This is a genomic window from Chryseotalea sp., from assembly GCF_057350905.1.
Genome location: NZ_JBMRCF010000003.1, coordinates 1 through 18,860 on the forward strand (window position 1 = coordinate 1; position 18,860 = coordinate 18,860).

Below are 18,860 nucleotides of genomic sequence, written 5' to 3' on the forward strand. Positions count from 1 at the left end.
ATTTAAGATTTAAGATTTAAGATTTAAGATTTAAGATTTAAGATTTAAGATTTAAGATTTAAGATTTAAGATTTAAGATTTAAGATTTAAGATTTAAGATTTAAGATTTAAGATTTAAGATTTAATTATAACAATTGTAACACTCTTATGTCTTACGTCATACTACTAACTACTTACGTCTAACTACTTACGTCTTGCTACTTACGTCTGATAAATAATAGGAATGAAATTAATTGATCAATATATTTTAAAGCGTTTTTTAAGCACTTTCTTTTTTGTAGTGCTTATACTGCTGGCCATCATCTGTGTAATTGACCTTACAGAGAAGATGGATAAGTACACTAAAAATGCTTTAAGTGCTTCTCAAATTTTGGGCTACTACCTGGATTTTCTGCCTTGGGTTGGTGGCTTAGTAACGCCAATCACGGTTTTTATCGCAACGGTGTATGTATGTGCTCGCATGGCGGGGCATACTGAAGTGATTGCTATATTAAGTAGTGGTGTGAGTTTTAAAAGATTACTGTTGCCTTATTTTATTGGCGCAGCATTAATAGCCGGTTTGAGCTTTTGGTTTAATGGATGGGTGATACCTAACTCTAATAAGGATCGTCTGGCATTTGAGTTAGAATACCTCAAAAATAAATTCTACTTCGATAAGCGTAACGTACATATTCAGGTTGCACCTGATGTGTATTTATATATTCAGAACTATAACAATTCTGTAAATACAGGCTACAACTTTTCAATTGAAAAGTTTGAAGGCTTACGGCTGGTTGAGAAGCTCACGGCTAATCGCATTGTCTGGGACTCAACGAAGAATAAATGGACGATGCATGATTGGCAACTGCGTAAAGTGGATGGTGTGTTTGAAACCCCTATGGCGCCTGAGGCAATAGAGGGCTTTGAGACCAATCGCAAAGCAAAATTGAATGATGCTGTCATGGGAGGAACTGCACTGGATACAACGCTAGTGATAACGCCTAAAGAATTTGAAAATGACTACAGAAAGTTTGATGGAATGACCATTAATGAACTGGAGTCTTATATTGCTACATTAAAAGCCCGTGGATCTACGGGTGTGGAAGCCTACGAAGTTGAACTGCACACGCGTTTCTCTTCACCTTTTACAATTTTTATTTTAACATTTATGGGTGTGATTGTTTCGGCACGTAAAAGCAGGGGGGGTACAGGTTTGCAAATTGCATTGGGCTTTGGCTTATCCTTTTTGTTTATTTTGTTCTTTATGTTGTTTCGAACTTTTGCAGAAGCAGGATCAACCCCACCACAAATTTCGGTTTGGATTCCCAACATCATCTTTGGTGTTATTTCAGCTTTAATGTATAAGTACGTACCGCGCTAATGGCCTCGACAATAGATTACGTTAAACTTCATTTTATTATTTTCCTGTGGGGCTTCACAGCCATATTGGGCTTGTTTATAAAGATACCAGCTATTGAGTTGGTGGTGTTACGTACATTAACGGCTGCACTGGGTATGGGGCTTTTAATTGTGCTGGTAAAACAGAATTTTAAAGTGCCTGCCGGTTATTTACCTAAACTTATATTGGTAGGTTTTGTAGTAGCAGCACATTGGATTACCTTTTTTGCCTCAGCCCGTGTGTCTAACGCATCTGTAAGTTTGGTGGGTATTGCAACGGGGTCGCTATGGGCATCGGTGCTGGATCCTCTGTTCACAAAAAGAAAAATAAGAGGCTACGAGGTATTATTAGGTTCTCTGGTAATTGTTGGCTTGTACGTTATTTTTTCATTTGACTTTGATTACCCACTGGGACTGGCTCTTGGCGTATTGTCTGGCTTTCTGTCTGCTTTATTTTTCGCGCTGAATCAACGCCTGGGTAAATCAGTGGGAACCTATCAGATTACTTTTTTTGAAATGTTTGGTGCCTGCATAGGTGCGATTATTTATCTGGGTTTTCATACTTCGGTGGTAGACACTGCTTATGTAATTAATTTTAATGCAGATTGGACTGATTGGTTGTGCATCCTGATCTTAAGTATAGTATGTACAGTATATGCCTTCTCTGTATCTGTTGACCTGATGAAAAGATTGTCTGTATTTTTCATGCAGTTATCGCTAAACCTTGAGCCTGTTTATGGAATTATATTGGCCGTAATGATTTTTGGTAACACAGAAAAAATGAATATTCAGTTTTACCTGGGCACCTTAATTATTCTGATGGCCGTTGCTGGTTACCCAGTGTTGAAACGCAAGTTTAATCCGGATCCCTTACTGCGTTAGCAAACCACTCCAGACTAAATCTTCTCCTGTAAAATTGAATGGTTTCTCGAAGATACCGAATACAGAAGATCCCGAGCCGCTCATGCAGGCATAAAGCGCACCTGCTGTATACAGTTTTTCCTTGTACTGACTAATAATTGGGTGCACTTTAAAAACGGATTCCTCAAAATCATTTTTAAGTACATGTTTCCATTCCTGTAAAGGGATGTTTTCTATGATATCCTTAACACGCGGCTGTGCTGTGGAAGGCTTTACGCCCTTATACGCTTCAGCTGTTGAGACATGAACATTTGGTTTTAAGAGTACTAAAAATTTTCCTTTTAAAGAGAATTGTATAGGTTCCAATAGCTCACCGCGCCCTAAACCAAGCATGGGTTTGTCTTCGATAAAAAACGCACAGTCGCTGCCCAATTGTTGCGCATAATCTTTAAGTTGTGTGGTAGATAACTGAAGGTTAAAAAGCTGATTAAGTATACGTAGTGTATGTGCAGCATCTGCTGAGCCACCGCCAAGTCCTGCACCGGTGGGTATTACTTTATGAAGTCTGATTTCAACTGGCGGAAGGTTATAGCTGGATTTCAGGAGTTCATATGCTTTCAGGCAAAGGTTGGTATTATTCTCGCCTGGTATGGCTATGCCACTGGCAATGAATACAGTAGTGGGGGCTGGTATTACCTCCACAATGTCAAACAAAGGAATGGGGTAAAATACAGTTTCCAGGTTATGATAACCATCGCTTCGCTTTTCTAAAACGTTGAGACCAAGATTTATTTTACAGGGAGGAAAGCTTACCATACTATTCAGGATACCAAATGTCTGAGTTTAACAACGAAATACGTAATAAGTCTGCGATTCTATTAATTTTTTATGGTAATACAACAGATGGATGCAATGGTTAATCAATAAAATACTGAAATTCGCCTTGTTATAATTTTTATGAATCAGAACCAACCCATAGGTATTTTCGATAGCGGTATTGGCGGTTTAACGGTAGCACATGCTATACAAAAAGCACTGCCAAATGAGAGCATGATTTATTTTGGTGATACTGCTCACTTACCCTATGGTGATAAATCAGCGGCAGCCATTCAGGCCTACTCCATCAAGATTGCCGATGTATTACTTAAAATGGATTGTAAGGTGATTGTAATAGCCTGCAATTCTGCCAGCTCTGCCGCAACTGAGTTGTTGAAGGAATATGTAGGTAAGCGTGCCCATATCATTAATGTGATTGATCCTATGGTGTCGTTGGTAGTGAGCAAGTTCAGTGGCAAAAAGGTTGGATTAATAGGCACCAAGCGCACAGTGCAGTCGAATGTATATGCACAAAAACTTCACGCACTGGACAACAGTATTACCTTACAGCAGCTGGCAACGCCTTTGCTAGTACACATGATAGAAGAAGGTTTTTTTGATAACCGGATCAGTCATGACATTATAGCACAATATCTAAATGACCCGGTGTTGCAGGATATTGATGCATTGATTTTAGCATGCACACATTATCCTTTGATTAAGAAAGAGATTGGTGACTTCTACAAACAACAGATAAGCGTTTTGGATTCATCGGAAGAGGTAGCAGAATCTTTGAGGAAGTATTTAGCAGAAAATAATCTTTTAAGCAGCGCCAGTCCACAACACAAGTTTCTGGTATCGGATTATACAGATTCTTTTGAAGCAAGTACCAAACTGTTTTTTGGTGAAGTAGTGCATTTGGATAAGCACCGTTTGTGGGAATAAGCGTTCCGTAATCAGATAAGTGCTTTTTAATGGGTGCGATAGCAATGATTCATGCAAAATGCATCAATAAGCGCTTAAATTATCCTGCTTCAAGGATTGATTCCTGCGCATCAGGTTTTATCTTTCGTCAATTTAAAATCCATTGAGTTTTTTATTCTATCTGCCTGTTTTACTTGCTTATGTTGTGTTCGCGATCTATGCCGAACGCAAGGTATCAGCCTTTATGCAGGATCGATTGGGGCCGATGGAAACCGGCCCCTACGGACTGCTTCAAACAGTGGCTGACCTGTTAAAGCTTATTCAAAAAGAAGATATTGTACCCACTGCTGCACAGCGACTGATTTTTTTAATTGCTCCTTTACTCGCTTTTACAGCTGTTTTTGCCGGATTTAGCGTACTGCCCATTGGTCAATCTTGGCATGGTGCAGCCATCCACTCCGGTGTTTTTTTTATGCTGGCCATTGTTTCTTTGGATGTAATCGCGCTGGTAATGACTGGATGGAGTTCTAACAATAAATACAGCACCCTGGGTGCTTTCCGTGCTGCGGCTCAGCTTTTATCCTACGAGGTGCCGCTTGGGTTAACCATTCTTACAGTATGCTTGCTGGCGGGCACGCTAGACTTACAAGCCATCTCAAATCAACAAGGGATACATGAAAGCGGATACAGTTATTTGTTTGGCATCAAGGCGCTGGGAGATGCCTCTGCATGGGGTGGTTTTTTTACCTGGAATGTGTTTAGATATCCCATATTACTCCCTGTATGGCTCATCTTTTTCATTGCCTCTTTAGCCGAGAGCAATAGGGCGCCATTCGATTTGCCTGAAGCTGAATCTGAACTGGTTGCCGGTATCCAAACGGAGTATTCTGGATTTCGCTGGGCAACCATAATGCTCACTGAATACGCCATGATGTTGCTCGTTAGCATAATTGGTGCTATTTTGTTCTTTGGTAGTTGGTATTCACCCTTGCCCAACCTGGGGCCAGTCAGACTTGCTGACTGGACTAATGGAACAAATGGAAGCTGGACTTCTACTGTATGGGGTATTTTTTGGTTGATAGGGAAGGCAATTTTCTTTGTGATTGTTCAAATGTGGGTAAGGTGGACTTTCCCTCGTTTACGAATTGACCAGTTAATGAATGTTTGCTGGAAGTATTTAGTGCCATTTGCGTTACTCTTTTTATTACTTGCTGCTCTATGGAAAATTTTACTCGTCTGAGGTATTTTATAATGATCGCGTTTACCCTGTTTACAACATGGGCCTATACGCAAAATAAAAACATCGACAGTCTGGAAACTGCACTGCAGCGAAGTCTTAATGACTCCGTTAAAATGCAACTGCTTGTAGAGCTATCGGTTGCGTATGAAACAATTGATTTTACAAAGAGCTTGAAATTTGCAGAGGATGCCGTTTTTCTTGCCGAACGCATGAAGGAACCTTGGGCGCTTAATCTTGCCTACCGCAACATGGGCATTACGCAGATTCTGCTTGGTGACTACTCAACTGCACTTCGATACAGCACCCAATACCTTCAAAATAGTATCAGCATTAACGATAGCCTGCAGATGTCTGCTGCCTATAATATGATTGGTGATCATTATTTCGATTTGGGTGAATACGATGAGGCGTATTTTTATTTTACCCAAAGCTACAGAATCGCCAATACCAATGCACCACCGGATTCTATGCGTATGGCTATCGCATTGCATAATGTTGGTCGTGTGTTTAAAGTGCTGGGTCAGTATGAAAGAGCGAAAAATCACCTGGAACTCTCCAGAAAGATGAGTGCCATGGCTGGTGATCAATTAGGAGAACCTTACTCACTCGATGAACTTGGTGATGTGTTAATCAGACAGGGGAAATATGATTCAGCGCTTATTTACCTCAACCAATCCTTGATGAGTCTGAAAACTATCCAAGATCAGATTCTTGAACCACGTACGATGTCGCGTATAGCGAATGTGTACATGCGAAAAGGGGATTTTAATCTTGCTTTCAATTATTACGATTCGGCACTTATCGCCTACACAAAAACGAACAACAAACTGGGTACTGCAGAGGTAGAGTTGGGGCGCGGACAAATTTATGCGCAGCAGAATAAGTTCGAAGAGGCCAAGACGGCTTTTGAAAAAAGCCTTAGCATTGCGCAGGGACTTAACGCAAGAACTTTAGAAATACGTTGTTACAATAATCTTTCAAGACTTTGGGAGAAAAAAGGTGACTTCAAAAGATCATTAGAGTACTATAAGTCATTTAAGCTCCTGGAAGATTCATTGTTTAGTCAGGAAATGAATGAGAAGCTTTTCCGCGACCAGATGCGTTTCGAAACCGAATCTAAAGATACACGCATCGCACAGTTGAGCAGGCTGGAGGAGGTTCAGAAATCTGAAATAAAAAGACAAGAGTTTATCCTGAATATTTTTGTAATTGTTGGTGCTTTGGCCGGAGTGCTTTTGGTAACCATTTATCGTAGCGGGCAACGAAGGAGAAGAATCAACAAGCTCTTGTTACAACACCAAGAGGAAACCGAAAAGAGAAGCGAGGAACTAGAGAAGTTGAATCAGGTAAAAGATAAGTTCTTCTCCATTATCTCTCATGACCTGCGTTCTCCGATTAATGCTTTGGCGGGATTACTTGATTTAATGGACAGAGGTGCACTTTCTCCTGATGATATGAGTAAAAATATTCAGGAGCTTAAAGCCAGGTTTAATCATACTAGAACTTTGTTGAATAACTTACTGGATTGGACATTACTTCAGATGGATAAACTCAGCTTACAGCCTGCTAAAATTGATCTTAATAAGGTGGCTGCTGAAAATATTCAGATGCTTAGTGCTGTTCAAAACAAGAAGATCACCTTCAGCAATGATATACAAGACAATACTTTTGCCTTTGCAGATTCTAACACCATTAATCTGGTCATCAGAAATTTAGTTACCAATGCAATAAAGTTTACCAACGAAAGCGGTCACATACAATTGTTTGCTGAAGATAAAGGAAAATTCTGGAGCGTAAGTGTTAAAGATGATGGTATTGGCATGAAGCCTGAAGTACTTAAGATGTTGTTTGATAAAACGTCTCCCTACAGTACCCGTGGTACAGCTAACGAAAAAGGTACTGGTCTTGGCTTAATTCTCTGCAAAGAGTTTGTAGAGAAAAATGGGGGTACAATATCAGTCACCAGCCAGGAAGGAAAAGGAAGTACCTTCTCCTTCACCGTTCCTAAGGGGTGAAAATAATTCTGAAACTACTCATGCCGAAGCGAATCAATAGGATTGGCTCTTGCAGCTTTCAAAGTCTGAAAACTCACCGTCATTAAGGACACCATTAACACAATGCCACCGGATACCACAAACACAAATATGGATATTGATGTTCGATAAGGGAAGGCATTCATCCAATTACCCATTCCCCACCACACCAAAGGGCAGGCCATGAGGATGGAGAGACCAACCAGCTTGATATATTCCTGCGAAAGAAGATAAAATATTCCCTTTTCGGTAGATCCCAGAACTTTTCTGATACCAATTTCTTTTGTGCGCTGTGTAGCTGTATAGGCAGACAAACCAAAGAGCCCAAGACATCCAACCACTACAGCCAGAATTGCGAAAGTGCTGAATAGTTTACCAAAGCGCTTTTCGTTTTCGTATTGCTTATTAAAATAATCATCCAGGAAAAAATAGTCAAAAGGGTTTCCTGGAAATGCTTTTTCCCAAGCTTGCTTCGTATGATTAATCGTTTTGTTTAGATCGTTCGTGTTTACACGGATCGAATAAAACTCACCGTAAAAAGGTGAGCAATAAAATATAGTTGGGTCTAATGATTTCTTCAATGATACTTGATGGTAATCATTAACAACACCCACAATAATAGGATCCCATTGAAAATCAGGAATAGAAACAGTCTGACCAATGGCCTCTTCGGCAGAGCCAAATCCTAACATGCGTACAGCAGATTCAGTAAGTATGGCAGAAGTATCCTGATCGTTTACATAGTCAGGTGAGAAAGCTCTGCCTGCCACTAATTTCATTTTAAAGACGTTAAGAAAATCATAATCCATACTGTTAAACCGTACAGTAACCGATTTATCATCCGATGCTCCATACTGTTTAGTTACAGCTTTGTACTCCCGTTGTTTTCCGGGAATGGTTACAGAAGAAGCAACACCTTCTATTGACGGATCTTTTTTTAATTCATCACGAAATACATCTATGGCAGACGAGAATGCTGTACGGTCGCGGGGTGAAATACCTGGGCGCTCCACCACCAATACCTGATTAATGTTTAATCCTAAATCGCGATTCATCATAAAATTGAGTTGCTGATATACGATAAAGGTTCCAGCAATAAGTGCAACGGAGGCCATAAATTGCAGAACTACCAGCGACTTGCGCAAGAGAATACCCCGTGCACTATTTTTTAGTTTTCCTTTAAGTACTGTTACAGGTTGGAAGGCAGATAAAACAAATGCCGGATAGAAGCCGGAAAAAAGTGTTCCTGCTATCCACAAGATTAAAATTAAAAGAATGAACCAGGATTGTAAGAAATAGGTAAGACTGAGCGACAGACCTGAAAGAGTATTGAACGAAGGAAGCATAAGTGCAACGAAAAGCATCGCCAGCAGAAGCGAAAGTAAATTGACTACAGCAGACTCAGCCATGAATTGATTAATCAAGTGGCTTTTGTAGGCGCCCATTACTTTTCGTACACCAACTTCTTTGGCGCGATCCATTGCTTTAGCGGTAGAAAGATTTATGTAATTGATCCAGGCTATGACCAAAACAAAAATGCCAATCAGTGCTAAGAAGGTAACGATTTGTCTATCACCATTTGGTTCAGGTTCTTCGGCAAGGTTAGAGGTGAGATGAATACCCTCAAGCGGTTGAAGTGCTAAAACATCACGCTGATTTTTTTCCTGATTCTCGGGTTTGTATTTGGTTACAAGTGCAGGAAGTTTGGCCTCTAATGCTTTTATATCAGTACCGGGTTGTACAGAAATAAATGTGTACATGTCTTTTCGCTGCCAGCTTTGATCATACCGGAAGGGAGCACGTTCAAATCGGGTAAAAAGTGTTTTGTATGAAAACAGTATATCAAATTTCAGGTGCGTATTTTTTGGTAAATCTTCAAACACTCCAGTAACCTTTACTAATTCATTATTATAATCATCGTCTTGCAAACGAAGCATTTTTCCAATAGGGTCTTCATCACCGAAATATTTCTTGGCATAACTAGATGAAAGTACTGCCGTAAAGGGTTCAGCCAATGCTGTTTTGGCATCTCCTTGTACCATTGGGTACGCCATCATCGGAAGAAAGGAGGAGTCGGCATACAAAAACTTCCTATGCTTAAACGCAATGGGGTCAGGTTTGCCTTCTTCGTTAGTGATGATAACATTATTCTTGTACCCCATATTGTACAAGCGTGCATAAGCTGTTACTTCTGGAAGATCATTCAATAAAGCAGGTCCTACACCAGGATAATTTTCTGCACTGGCAATAACAAGTTCGTTGTTGAGAGAAGTTTCCAGTGTTACACGGAAAATGGAATCACGCCCTGGAATAAAATCTTCATAACTTCTTTCAAAATGAACATAGAGCGCAATGAGTATGAATACGGTCATACCAATGGCCAGGCCAAGAATATTAAGAGCTGAGAAAAATGTATTTTTCCTTAAGCTCCTCCAGGCTGTAAGTAGGAGGTTTTGCAGCATAGTAAAAGGGTTATAATTAGAAAACTGACTTTAATCGGAAAGGTTACAATATTCCCATTACTATTTTATAGATGTGCAAAGCAAAAGAATAGTTCTTAGACATCAGGTTTATTCTAAAAGAGAGACTAACCTATATTGGTGTAGGGGCTTGGCGCCATCTTCAATTGAAACCAGGGAGGAGATATTGCTTATAATGGTGTCGTAAATTGGAAAGAAGTCAGATTTCTGGCTGTGAGAACCAGGAAATCTGACTTCCTGTAATGGGTGGAGTAGTCAAAAAGAAAATGATGGTATGTAAAATCTATTACTGCTTATACACAACACCATCCTTCATTACAAAACTTACATTTTCCATTGTTTTAATATTCTTCAATGGATTCTCATCTGTGGCAACAATGTCTGCAAGCTTACCATTTTCTAATGTTCCCACTTTATCGGCCATGCCTAAAATTCCTGCATTCACCACGGTGGCTGATTTAATGGCTTCCATAGCCGGCATACCTGCCTCAACCATGAAAGTAAACTCTTTACCATTCTCTCCATGAGGGAACACACCGGCATCAGTGCCAAAGGCAATCTTTACACCTGCTTTATATGCTTTGCCAAATGTTGCTTGAATTTGTGGACCAATTTCTAAAGCCTTAGGAACTACTAATGGGTGATAATAGCCCATAACTTTCGCCTGCTGTGCCACATACTTACCTGCGGAAATAGTTGGCACATAGTAGGTTCCTTTTTGCTTCATCAGGTTCATAATTTCATCATCCATTTTAGTGCCATGCTCAATGGTGGTAATGCCCGCCATCACAGCACGTTTCATGCCTTCCGCACCATGGGCATGGGCAGCAGTGTGCATACCGTAATCATTGGCAGTTTCAATAATTGCTTTTAATTCTTCATCAGTGAATTGAGGCCCTGAGCCGTCTTTAGCAATACTTAATACCCCACCGGTGGCAGTAATTTTAATCATATCTGAACCATCTTTATAGCGCTGGCGCACAGCCTGCCTTGCTTCTTCAGGTGAATTAATAACACCTTCTTTGGGTCCAGGGTCGCCCATTAAATCTTTTCTATATCCATTAGTCGGATCTGCGTGACCTCCTGTGGTAGCAATAGACTTGCCAGCAGTAACAATACGTGGTCCTTGCACCAGACCTGAGGCCACAGCGTTACGCAGCGAGATGTTCACACCAGATCCACCCAGGTCGCGCACAGTAGTGAAGCCAGCCATTAAAGTTCTCTTGGCATAGACAGTAGAACGGAAAGCAATATCAGCCTCGCTTGAAGTAAAGCGTTGCAAAGCCTGATCTTTACTGGTTTCGCTTTCCATGTGCACGTGCATATCAATCAAGCCCGGCATGACAGTTTTTTTGCTCAGGTCAATTAGTTTATCGGTTGCACCGACTTTACTAAATCCCTTTTCAATTGCAATAATTTTGTTTCCCTCAACAATAATTGTCATTTGCGATTGTGCTTCATTAGACTTTCCGTCAATGAGGGTTCCACAATGCAGATACGTTTTCTGTGCCTGAACTGTAAATAGTGCGAGGATTGCACAAGCTGTGAAGAATAATTTTTTCATGTTGAATTAATTTGTGGATCAGTGGGACTAGAGGTATTTTTTTGTAAGTTTTTTTAGTGCTGTCATTTCATCCTCACCCATGGCGGCAGCCTTTACATGCAACATAAGATCGAACATGACTTGTTCGTCATAACCCAGACGGGATGCAATTTTTGAACAGAACATAATCTCTTCTTTGTACATGCGCTCATCAATTTTCATAAGCTGAACAAGGCTAAAGATGTATTCAAACTTCTGGTCCTCAGACAGGTCATCAGGTACAATCAGATCGTGTCTTTGATCAAAGAGTTTCTCAATCTCGCCAGCGTCAAGGTGGTTGGCAAGGCCAATATTGCGGATATAAGCACGCTCTTTACCGGCCACTTCGCCATCTATGCGAGCCAGGTTGATGAGTAATTTCATTTGGGCAAGTAAAGCCATAGGTCTAGATTTAGCTAAATGACCTTCAACCTAACAAGTAAATGAGAAATAACCAATACCTTTAGGATGAATGAATTTCCTGGCGCACTTGTATTTGTCTGGAACAGATCCTGATGTAATGACAGGAAACTTTATCGGAGATTTTGTTAAAGGCAGACCGCATTACCAACACTTGCCCGAAAAGGTGGTTGCTGGCATCGAATTGCACAGAATTATTGACGCTTTCACGGATTCACATCCAGTGGTGTCTAGCAGTAAAAAAAGATTATGGCCAAAATATAGACATTATTCGGGTGTAATTATTGACATTTATTACGATCACTTTCTGGCCAAAAACTGGGGCGATTACCATCACGATCCACTACCCGACTTTGCTGGGGCTTGTTATCAGGTGTTGCAAACTCGCACCTACACCTTGCCAGAACCTGTTTATCTTCTACTTCCACATATCGTTAAAGGAAACTGGCTGGTGAACTACGCAAGGCTGGAGGGGATACACCGTGCCTTAAGTGGCATGGCCAGGCGAACAACTTTTGTTTCTAAAATGGAAGAATCAGTGAAAGACCTGGAGGAATTTTATGAAGCATTTAAGACTGAATTTCAACTCTTTTTTCCTGACTTAATTGAGGAGGCAAAAAAATTTAGAGAAGAAAATGGATTATAAAAAAAGGTCATGCAGTTTGTAAGCCTTAACGGCACTGCACGACCTTCTGTTTTTATGTTTACTTTATTTCAATAACAGTTTCACTGCTCTCAGTGCCTGCATTAAACTTGATTTTATACTTACCCTTGCCTGCATACACTAATTCAGGATTTGCCGGAGCCGTGTTTTTCGATTTGCCCTTAACTACCGGTGCTGCTTTTTGAACCTTAAGATCCCAGGTAAAATTATTAAAGCCCTGTACTCCTACAGCATTAACCGTCCGCACTACATTATTTTTCTCATCAATAATGTCGATAGACAAGTTTGTGTTTTTACTACAGTAATATAAGACGGTGCTCTTAGGCTCGTAAGCTTTATCCCAGGCAAATGCCTTTTGGCCCCACCTTTCGCTGTGTCTGATGTTTTCAGCAGCGAAAGCTACAACTGCTTTATCTTTTGCATTACCCTTTAATTGTTGTAAAGGCTTAACATCAGCAACATAGATACTGCGTCCGTGTGTACCCACTATTAATTCGTTTTCGCGTGGATGTACCATCATGTCATAGGATGCCACATTAAGCATATTGGTAAAAAAGTGCCAGGTATTGCCACCATCCAGACTTGCATAGGTTCCATTATCTAAACCACAATACAAAAGGTCGGCATTTGCCGGATCCTGAATAATAACATTGGCAACAGCTTCAGGTAGATTTCCCTTTATACTCTTCCAGGTTTTTCCATAATCCTTGCTTTGGAACAAGTAAGTTTTAAAATCATCTTCCCTGTATCCATTCAACGATGCAAAAACAGTTGCCTCATCATGGGTGGAAGCGAAAACAGAACTGACCCATTTATTTGCAGGTAGCCCTGCCGTTATATTCTCCCACGATCCACCCGCATTTTTACTTACCCAGAGATTTCCATCATCGGTACCAGCATAGAGCAGGCCAAACTTTAACCCCGATTCTGTAAATGAAGCTATTGTAGAAAGCGGAACATTTCCTTGCTTAACATTTTTTGTCAGGTCTGGACTGATCGTTTCAAAACTTTCCCCTTTGTTGAAGCTCCTGTGAACAAATTGAGAGGTCATATACACAATGTCTGGATTGTGCTTGCTTAACATTAAAGGTGTTCTCCAATTCCAACGGTATGGTGCTTCACCAATATTGTGTGCTGGAGTAATGCGACTTCTTTTACCATTATCAATTTTTGTATAATTACCGAACTGATAACCTGTGTATACTAACCTGCTGTTGCGTGGATCAGGAACTACGTACATACCATCTCCACCCGAAATCTCTTCCCAATGTTCTGTTTGATTGGGGACTGATTTGCTTGATCCCTTCAACACACCATTATCTTGCAGGCCACCATAAATGTTATATGGTGTTTCCATATCAGCACTTACAGTATAAAATTGCCCGACAGGCATATTGTTGATGTGAATCCAGTTGGCACCCTCATCATAACTTTGATAAAGTCCACCATCGTTACCCAACAAAATATGTTGTGGATCTTGTGGATTTACCCAAACTGAATGATGATCTACATGGATACTTTGTACGCCCCTGAGCGTATCCAGTCTGTGCCAGGTTACACCACCATCTTTGGATTTTAACATGGGTACACCATAAATGTAAAGTACATCAGGATTGCTTGGTGTTACTTTAATTTCTGCGAAGTAATACCCATAAGTATAGAAAACACCATCAAGATCATAGCTGTTCATTTTTTTCCAGGTGCTGCCGCTATCGTCAGATCGGTATACTTCGGCTCCAATAATTTTGGTATTGAACAAATTAGCATTCGCATCAGCACCGAAATATTCAGCAATAGTTTTACCTGTATATTTATTTGCTTTGATATCGACTTTCACCACTGCACTGCTATACTTTCTGGGGAAACCATTATCTCTCAGGAATGCTTCAAGTTTTTTGTCATCAAGTTTGAGTAAGTCTTCATTGCTCATGGTTTTAAAACTCTCAAAAGTGAGTGCGTCTGTCTTCTCAGTAGGCTTCTTGGCAGATGCATCCGGAATTTCTCCTTGATTGTCATGAATTGCGTAGATAACATTGGGGCTGGTCAGACAGACATCTAAACCTATTCTGCCCACTTGTTTCCCTTCTGGAAATCCGGCAATTGATTTAGTCCAGGTTTCGCCACCGTCTTCTGATCGGTAGATGGCAGATCCTTCGCCATTGCCTTTAAAGTTGGAAGCTTTACGTGAGCGATCCCATGATGCTGCAACAAGTTGTTTAGGGTTTTGTGGATTAATAACCAAGTCGATAATTCCAACGCTATCGCTTAAGAATAGTGTGTGTTTCCACGTTTTGCCACCATCAGTGGATTTATAAATCCCCCGCTCTTTGTTTTTTGAATAGAGAGAGCCCAAAGCTGCAACGTAAACAATGTTGTCGTTGTTGGGATCAAGTACGATACGACTAATGTGTTGTGTATTGGACAGCCCCAGGTTTGCCCAGGTTTTACCTCCGTCAGTGGTTTTGTAAACACCAGATCCTGCGTAGCTGGATCGACTACTGTTTTTTTCGCCAGTACCAACGTAGAGGGTATTGGTATTTTGTTGTGATAACACAAGATCACCAATTCCTAAGGCATCGTTATGATCGAAGATGGGCTCGAAAGTGATGCCATTATTAACTGTTTTGAAAATACCACCTGACGCGTATCCCAGGTAAAACTCTTTTGTATTTTTAAGATTAACATCCATGTCCACAATGCGACCACCCTGAATGGTAGGCCCTACATTGCGGGCAGGTAAATTCTTAAGCAAAGAGGTCTCTGCCATTTTTTTTCTTACTTGATATGCTGTGGTGATTTCAGCCTCGGTTGAGGCCTGCCCAGCTGCCAGCATGGGAATTAACAAGACACTGAAAATAAAAAGATTCTTCATACTAAATTTATTTTTACTAAAATAGGGAATTATTAGCTTGCCTGCCTAAGCTGGAAGTGGTTGATTATTTAAATGGCTTAGATAGAGATTTATGAATAACGATCCAGAGTTGAACGGCAAATACTTAGGTACCATTTCTCAGGACTTTGTACGGGTTGCAGATACTTTACGGGAGGCATCCTATCAATTGCGCAAGAGCGGATTCGACTACCCGATATTTCCGATTTGTCAGATAGATCAGCCAATAGGTCAACTGCTGATCGACAGGAACTCGCTTGGTTTAAAATGGTCGTATTACATTTCTTTTTTGGATGAGTACTTGCAGCGTGGTTTAGTAGAGGAGGATAAAAAAGACAACTTCTTTTCCGCGTATAAAGATCCAGATGAGTTTTGTTGTTTATTCGTAATTGATAAGGAATTCACCAACTTTGTTTTTATTCCCTACCCTGAAGATTAATATGCAGAGCAAAATTTTTGCACTCTTTTTTTTCTTTGGAACCATTTCAGTGGCGGCTCAGCAGAATGAACCTCCCATCTTTTTTGATCACTATACAATACCGGGCGTTATCAAGTCTACTTTTGTTGCAAGCCTTAAGCAGGACGAATTTGGACTAATCTGGTTCGGCACCAGCAGTGGCCTGTTTCGTTTTAATGGAGAAGAGTTTAAACACTATCCTTACAGATCTGACTTGGGATTATCGCTTGATGAAAGGCAGATTACTCTACTGCATTGGGATTTTATCAACCATCGGCTGCTGATTGGCACACGCATGATGGGGCTGTTGGCATTTTCATATCAATACAACACCATTGTTACGCTCACAGCAAAGGAGGAAACGATTCACGATATCGCACAAACTACCGATGGGCGCTTATGGTTGAGTACAGCCAATGGTTTATTTGAATTAGTGGAAAATGAACTCACGGAATTCTCAGATGTGACAAGATCACTTGGTGCTTTGCCCTTACTTGTAAAAGGTGATAGCCTTTGGGTTGGCCTTGTTGGCAAAGTTTCTCTCTATATAAAAGGTATAAAAAAGAAAGATGTAGTGATCAAATCGCCCGAAAGGATTTTCCCGCATACAACGCGTGCTTCTGCATTGCTAATAGACAACGAGCAAAAGCTATGGGTTGGTACAGAGAAAGAGGGTGTCATGGTTTTTGATACTGATACCGGTAAACTGGTGAGAGAATTTTTACCTGATAGCAGACCCTTCTACAGCAGAATAAATGCGCTTCATCAGGACAATATGGGATTGGTTTGGATACTGACGAAAGCAGAAGGTCTAGCCATTTACGACCCGATAAATCAAACAACTAGATTACTACAACAAGATATTTATCAGGAAAATACACTGGGAGGGAACAATTGCTATGCTATTCTTGAGGATAAAACAGGATTGATATGGATTGGAACAAATGGTGCTATCAACTTCTTTGACAGAGAGCAACGTAAATTCCTTCACTATGCTCACCAACCCAATAATGTTAACTCACTAAGCGACAATATGGTGCGTAGTGTTTTTGAAGATGAAGGCCTGCTTTGGGTAGGTACAGATGGTGGCTTCATAAACCTTATCGATCGTAAAAAAAATAGTGTTGAAAGAATTGCTATTAAGGGTAAGGATTTTCCAGCGCATGAGTCTATAGTTCCATTTGCTTTTGCAAAATTGGATCATAATACAATTTTAGTAGGCACTTCTATCGGATTACTCATTTTCGATAAGGAGAGAAGAACATTCTCATATCACCTTCCATCAGCCGATTATTTAAAAGGAAAGCGAGTAAGACATTTATTGCTGCAGGATCATCTGCTCTATGGTGTAGTAGTGGGTTATCTGTTTAAGTTTGACATGAACACCCATACATTTAAAGCGTATCAACTACCGGCCAGAAATAATGTGAGTGCGCTGCTCATTGATACGCAAAACAGATTCTGGGTAGGTTCAAATAGCGCGGTATCATTACTGAATACAGCAACAGATGAACTTACCTACCAAAAATTACCAAGAGACACGGCAAATTTTTTGATTTTGAATATAGCAGAAGTCAACAATAAGATATGGCTTTCTACTATGAATTATGGAATATTCGAAGTGTCTGAACGTGAAGGTAAAATTTCAGTTGAAAGAAATATTACAAATAATGATGGTCTGATAGATAATACTGTATATGCTACAGTTCCTGATGATTTTGGTAATGTCTGGATTACGACCAACAGGGGATTAAGCAAACTTGATCCTTATCAAAGGTTTACCAATTATCAGGTAAGTGAGGGTGTACAGGCAGAGGAATTTAACCGGAAATGCGATTTGAAATTGAGTGATGGTTCTATTGTTGTGGGTGGCATCAATGGCATTAATATTATCGATCCACTGCGATCCACGGCACAAACGTTGCCATTGAAACCGGTGATCTACTCATTAACATTGCGCAAAGGAAATGAGGTCGTTGAGTTAGAGAAGTCCACACTCATGGATAGCGTAATAAAACTGGGTAGTGATGAAACATCTTTTACCGTGCGCTTTGGAGTAACGGATTACCGTAAACCCAGTAGATTCATTGCTGAATATAAATTAGAAGGTTTTGATGAGGGCTGGCAAAAATCTGATGCTTTTGGTAAGGCAAACTATCATCAACTCAGTCCTGGCAATTATACATTTCGTGTTAAGATCACAAATCCCGCAGGCGAACAACGCATGCATGCCGTACGAATTTATATTAAACCACCCTTTTGGATGGCCTGGTGGTTCAGGTTAATACTTTCCGTAATTGTTATAAGTATAGCGGTGATAAGCTTTAGAATTCGTGTAGAGCGTGAGAAGAAGGATAAAGAAAAGCTGGAAGAGTTGTTAAGAATCAGAACGAGTGAAATTGAACAATCGCGGGAGCAACTGGCAAACCTTAATGAGAAAAAGGATTTGATTTTCTCCATCTTATCACATGACTTACGTTCTCCGCTTACTACGCTCAAGGGATTTTTAGGTTTACTGATTGATAATGGAGAGAATTTTTCCAGAGAAGAAATAAAAAAGCATGCAGAACTTATCAGGGCTTCGGTTGCTAATTCCCTCGATCTGATAGACAATACGCTCTTTTGGTCCTTATCTCAGATGGGTGGGATACAATACACGCCTGGTCGCATTTCAGTTAACGATCTGGTAAAGAAAGTATGCGACTTGAATCAGTTAGGCTTGACAAGAAAAAGTATACAGCTTAAAACACAAGTTGAAGACAACCTCTTTGTTACTGCCGATGAGAATATGCTCTATGTTATTTTGCGCAACCTTGTCTCCAACGCCATTAAGTTTACACCAGATGGGAAAAAGATAGAATTGCAGGCCTATCGTCAAGCAGGCGAAGTAAATATTGTAGTAAAAGATGAAGGCGTTGGTATGAATAAGGAGTATATCAACAAACTATTGACAGAAGCACATCCTACCATTAAGAAAGGCACTTCAAATGAAAAGGGAACCGGTCTTGGTCTTGTTTTGTGCCAACAGTTTGTCGCGCTTCAAAAAGGCACCTTAAAAATAGAAAGCGAAGAAGGTAAAGGCTCAATATTCACGATTACCTTCCCCGCAGCATAGT

Annotated in this window: 13 protein-coding genes; 8 read left to right on the forward strand and 5 right to left on the reverse strand. The window is 40.3% G+C overall.

All coding sequences use genetic code 11. The features are described from left to right. Window positions 1–223 precede the first annotated feature (223 nt). Window positions 224–1,360: an LptF/LptG family permease gene (locus ACO1XM_RS05820; RefSeq protein WP_486226796.1), complete on the forward strand. Its 1,137-nt coding sequence runs from the start codon at window positions 224–226 to the stop codon at window positions 1,358–1,360. Next, window positions 1,360–2,259 carry a DMT family transporter gene (locus ACO1XM_RS05825; RefSeq protein WP_486226798.1) on the forward strand — a complete coding sequence of 300 codons (900 nt, stop codon included), beginning with the start codon at window positions 1,360–1,362 and terminating at the stop codon, window positions 2,257–2,259. Before ACO1XM_RS05820 ends, ACO1XM_RS05825 begins: the two co-directional genes overlap by 1 nt. Here ACO1XM_RS05825 and ispE read toward each other — a convergent pair. Beyond that, window positions 2,248–3,054, reverse strand: coding sequence for a 4-(cytidine 5'-diphospho)-2-C-methyl-D-erythritol kinase (gene ispE, locus ACO1XM_RS05830; RefSeq protein WP_486226800.1), 807 nt, complete (start codon window positions 3,052–3,054; stop codon window positions 2,248–2,250). The genes ACO1XM_RS05825 and ispE overlap by 12 nt on opposite strands. A gap of 141 nt (window positions 3,055–3,195) precedes the next feature. Here ispE and murI point away from each other — a divergent pair, with 141 nt between their 5' ends. The 3 genes from murI to ACO1XM_RS05845 all read left to right on the forward strand — a co-directional run bounded on the left by murI (window position 3,196) and on the right by ACO1XM_RS05845 (window position 7,233). Then, complete coding sequence (gene murI, locus ACO1XM_RS05835) at window positions 3,196–3,999, forward strand: glutamate racemase (RefSeq protein WP_486226802.1); 804 nt, start codon at window positions 3,196–3,198, stop codon at window positions 3,997–3,999. A 142-nt stretch (window positions 4,000–4,141) separates the two neighbouring features. Then, window positions 4,142–5,218, forward strand: a complete 1,077-nt coding sequence (locus ACO1XM_RS05840; RefSeq protein WP_486226804.1) for a complex I subunit 1/NuoH family protein — start codon at window positions 4,142–4,144, stop codon at window positions 5,216–5,218. Window positions 5,219–5,229: 11 nt separating this feature from the next. Continuing rightward, a complete protein-coding gene (locus tag ACO1XM_RS05845) occupies window positions 5,230–7,233 on the forward strand; it encodes a tetratricopeptide repeat protein (RefSeq protein ID WP_486226806.1) in 2,004 nt (667 codons plus the stop codon). Window positions 7,234–7,247: 14 nt separating this feature from the next. On the opposite strand, the gene ACO1XM_RS05850 is transcribed toward ACO1XM_RS05845, so the two are convergent. The 3 genes from ACO1XM_RS05850 to ACO1XM_RS05860 form a co-directional block, all read right to left on the reverse strand. After that, window positions 7,248–9,713 (reverse strand): ABC transporter permease, encoded by a 2,466-nt coding sequence (locus ACO1XM_RS05850; protein ID WP_486226808.1) that lies wholly within the window; start codon window positions 9,711–9,713, stop codon window positions 7,248–7,250. A gap of 304 nt (window positions 9,714–10,017) precedes the next feature. Beyond that, window positions 10,018–11,295 carry an amidohydrolase family protein gene (locus tag ACO1XM_RS05855; protein WP_486226810.1) on the reverse strand — a complete coding sequence of 426 codons (1,278 nt, stop codon included), beginning with the start codon at window positions 11,293–11,295 and terminating at the stop codon, window positions 10,018–10,020. Window positions 11,296–11,322: 27 nt separating this feature from the next. Continuing rightward, window positions 11,323–11,715, reverse strand: a complete 393-nt coding sequence (locus tag ACO1XM_RS05860) for a TerB family tellurite resistance protein (RefSeq protein ID WP_486226812.1) — start codon at window positions 11,713–11,715, stop codon at window positions 11,323–11,325. A gap of 70 nt (window positions 11,716–11,785) precedes the next feature. On the opposite strand from ACO1XM_RS05860, the gene ACO1XM_RS05865 reads away from it, so the two are divergent. Continuing rightward, window positions 11,786–12,379 carry an acyl carrier protein phosphodiesterase gene (locus ACO1XM_RS05865; protein ID WP_486226814.1) on the forward strand — a complete coding sequence of 198 codons (594 nt, stop codon included), beginning with the start codon at window positions 11,786–11,788 and terminating at the stop codon, window positions 12,377–12,379. A gap of 58 nt (window positions 12,380–12,437) precedes the next feature. Here ACO1XM_RS05865 and ACO1XM_RS05870 read toward each other — a convergent pair whose 3' ends face one another. Next, window positions 12,438–15,269, reverse strand: a complete 2,832-nt coding sequence (locus ACO1XM_RS05870) for a VPS10 domain-containing protein (protein WP_486226816.1) — start codon at window positions 15,267–15,269, stop codon at window positions 12,438–12,440. Window positions 15,270–15,360: 91 nt separating this feature from the next. Between ACO1XM_RS05870 and ACO1XM_RS05875 the strand changes: the two genes are divergently transcribed. Then, complete coding sequence (locus ACO1XM_RS05875; protein WP_486226818.1) at window positions 15,361–15,726, forward strand: hypothetical protein; 366 nt, start codon at window positions 15,361–15,363, stop codon at window positions 15,724–15,726. A 1-nt stretch (window position 15,727) separates the two neighbouring features. Next, window positions 15,728–18,859 (forward strand): sensor histidine kinase, encoded by a 3,132-nt coding sequence (locus ACO1XM_RS05880; protein WP_486226820.1) that lies wholly within the window; start codon window positions 15,728–15,730, stop codon window positions 18,857–18,859. Window position 18,860 lies beyond the last annotated feature (1 nt).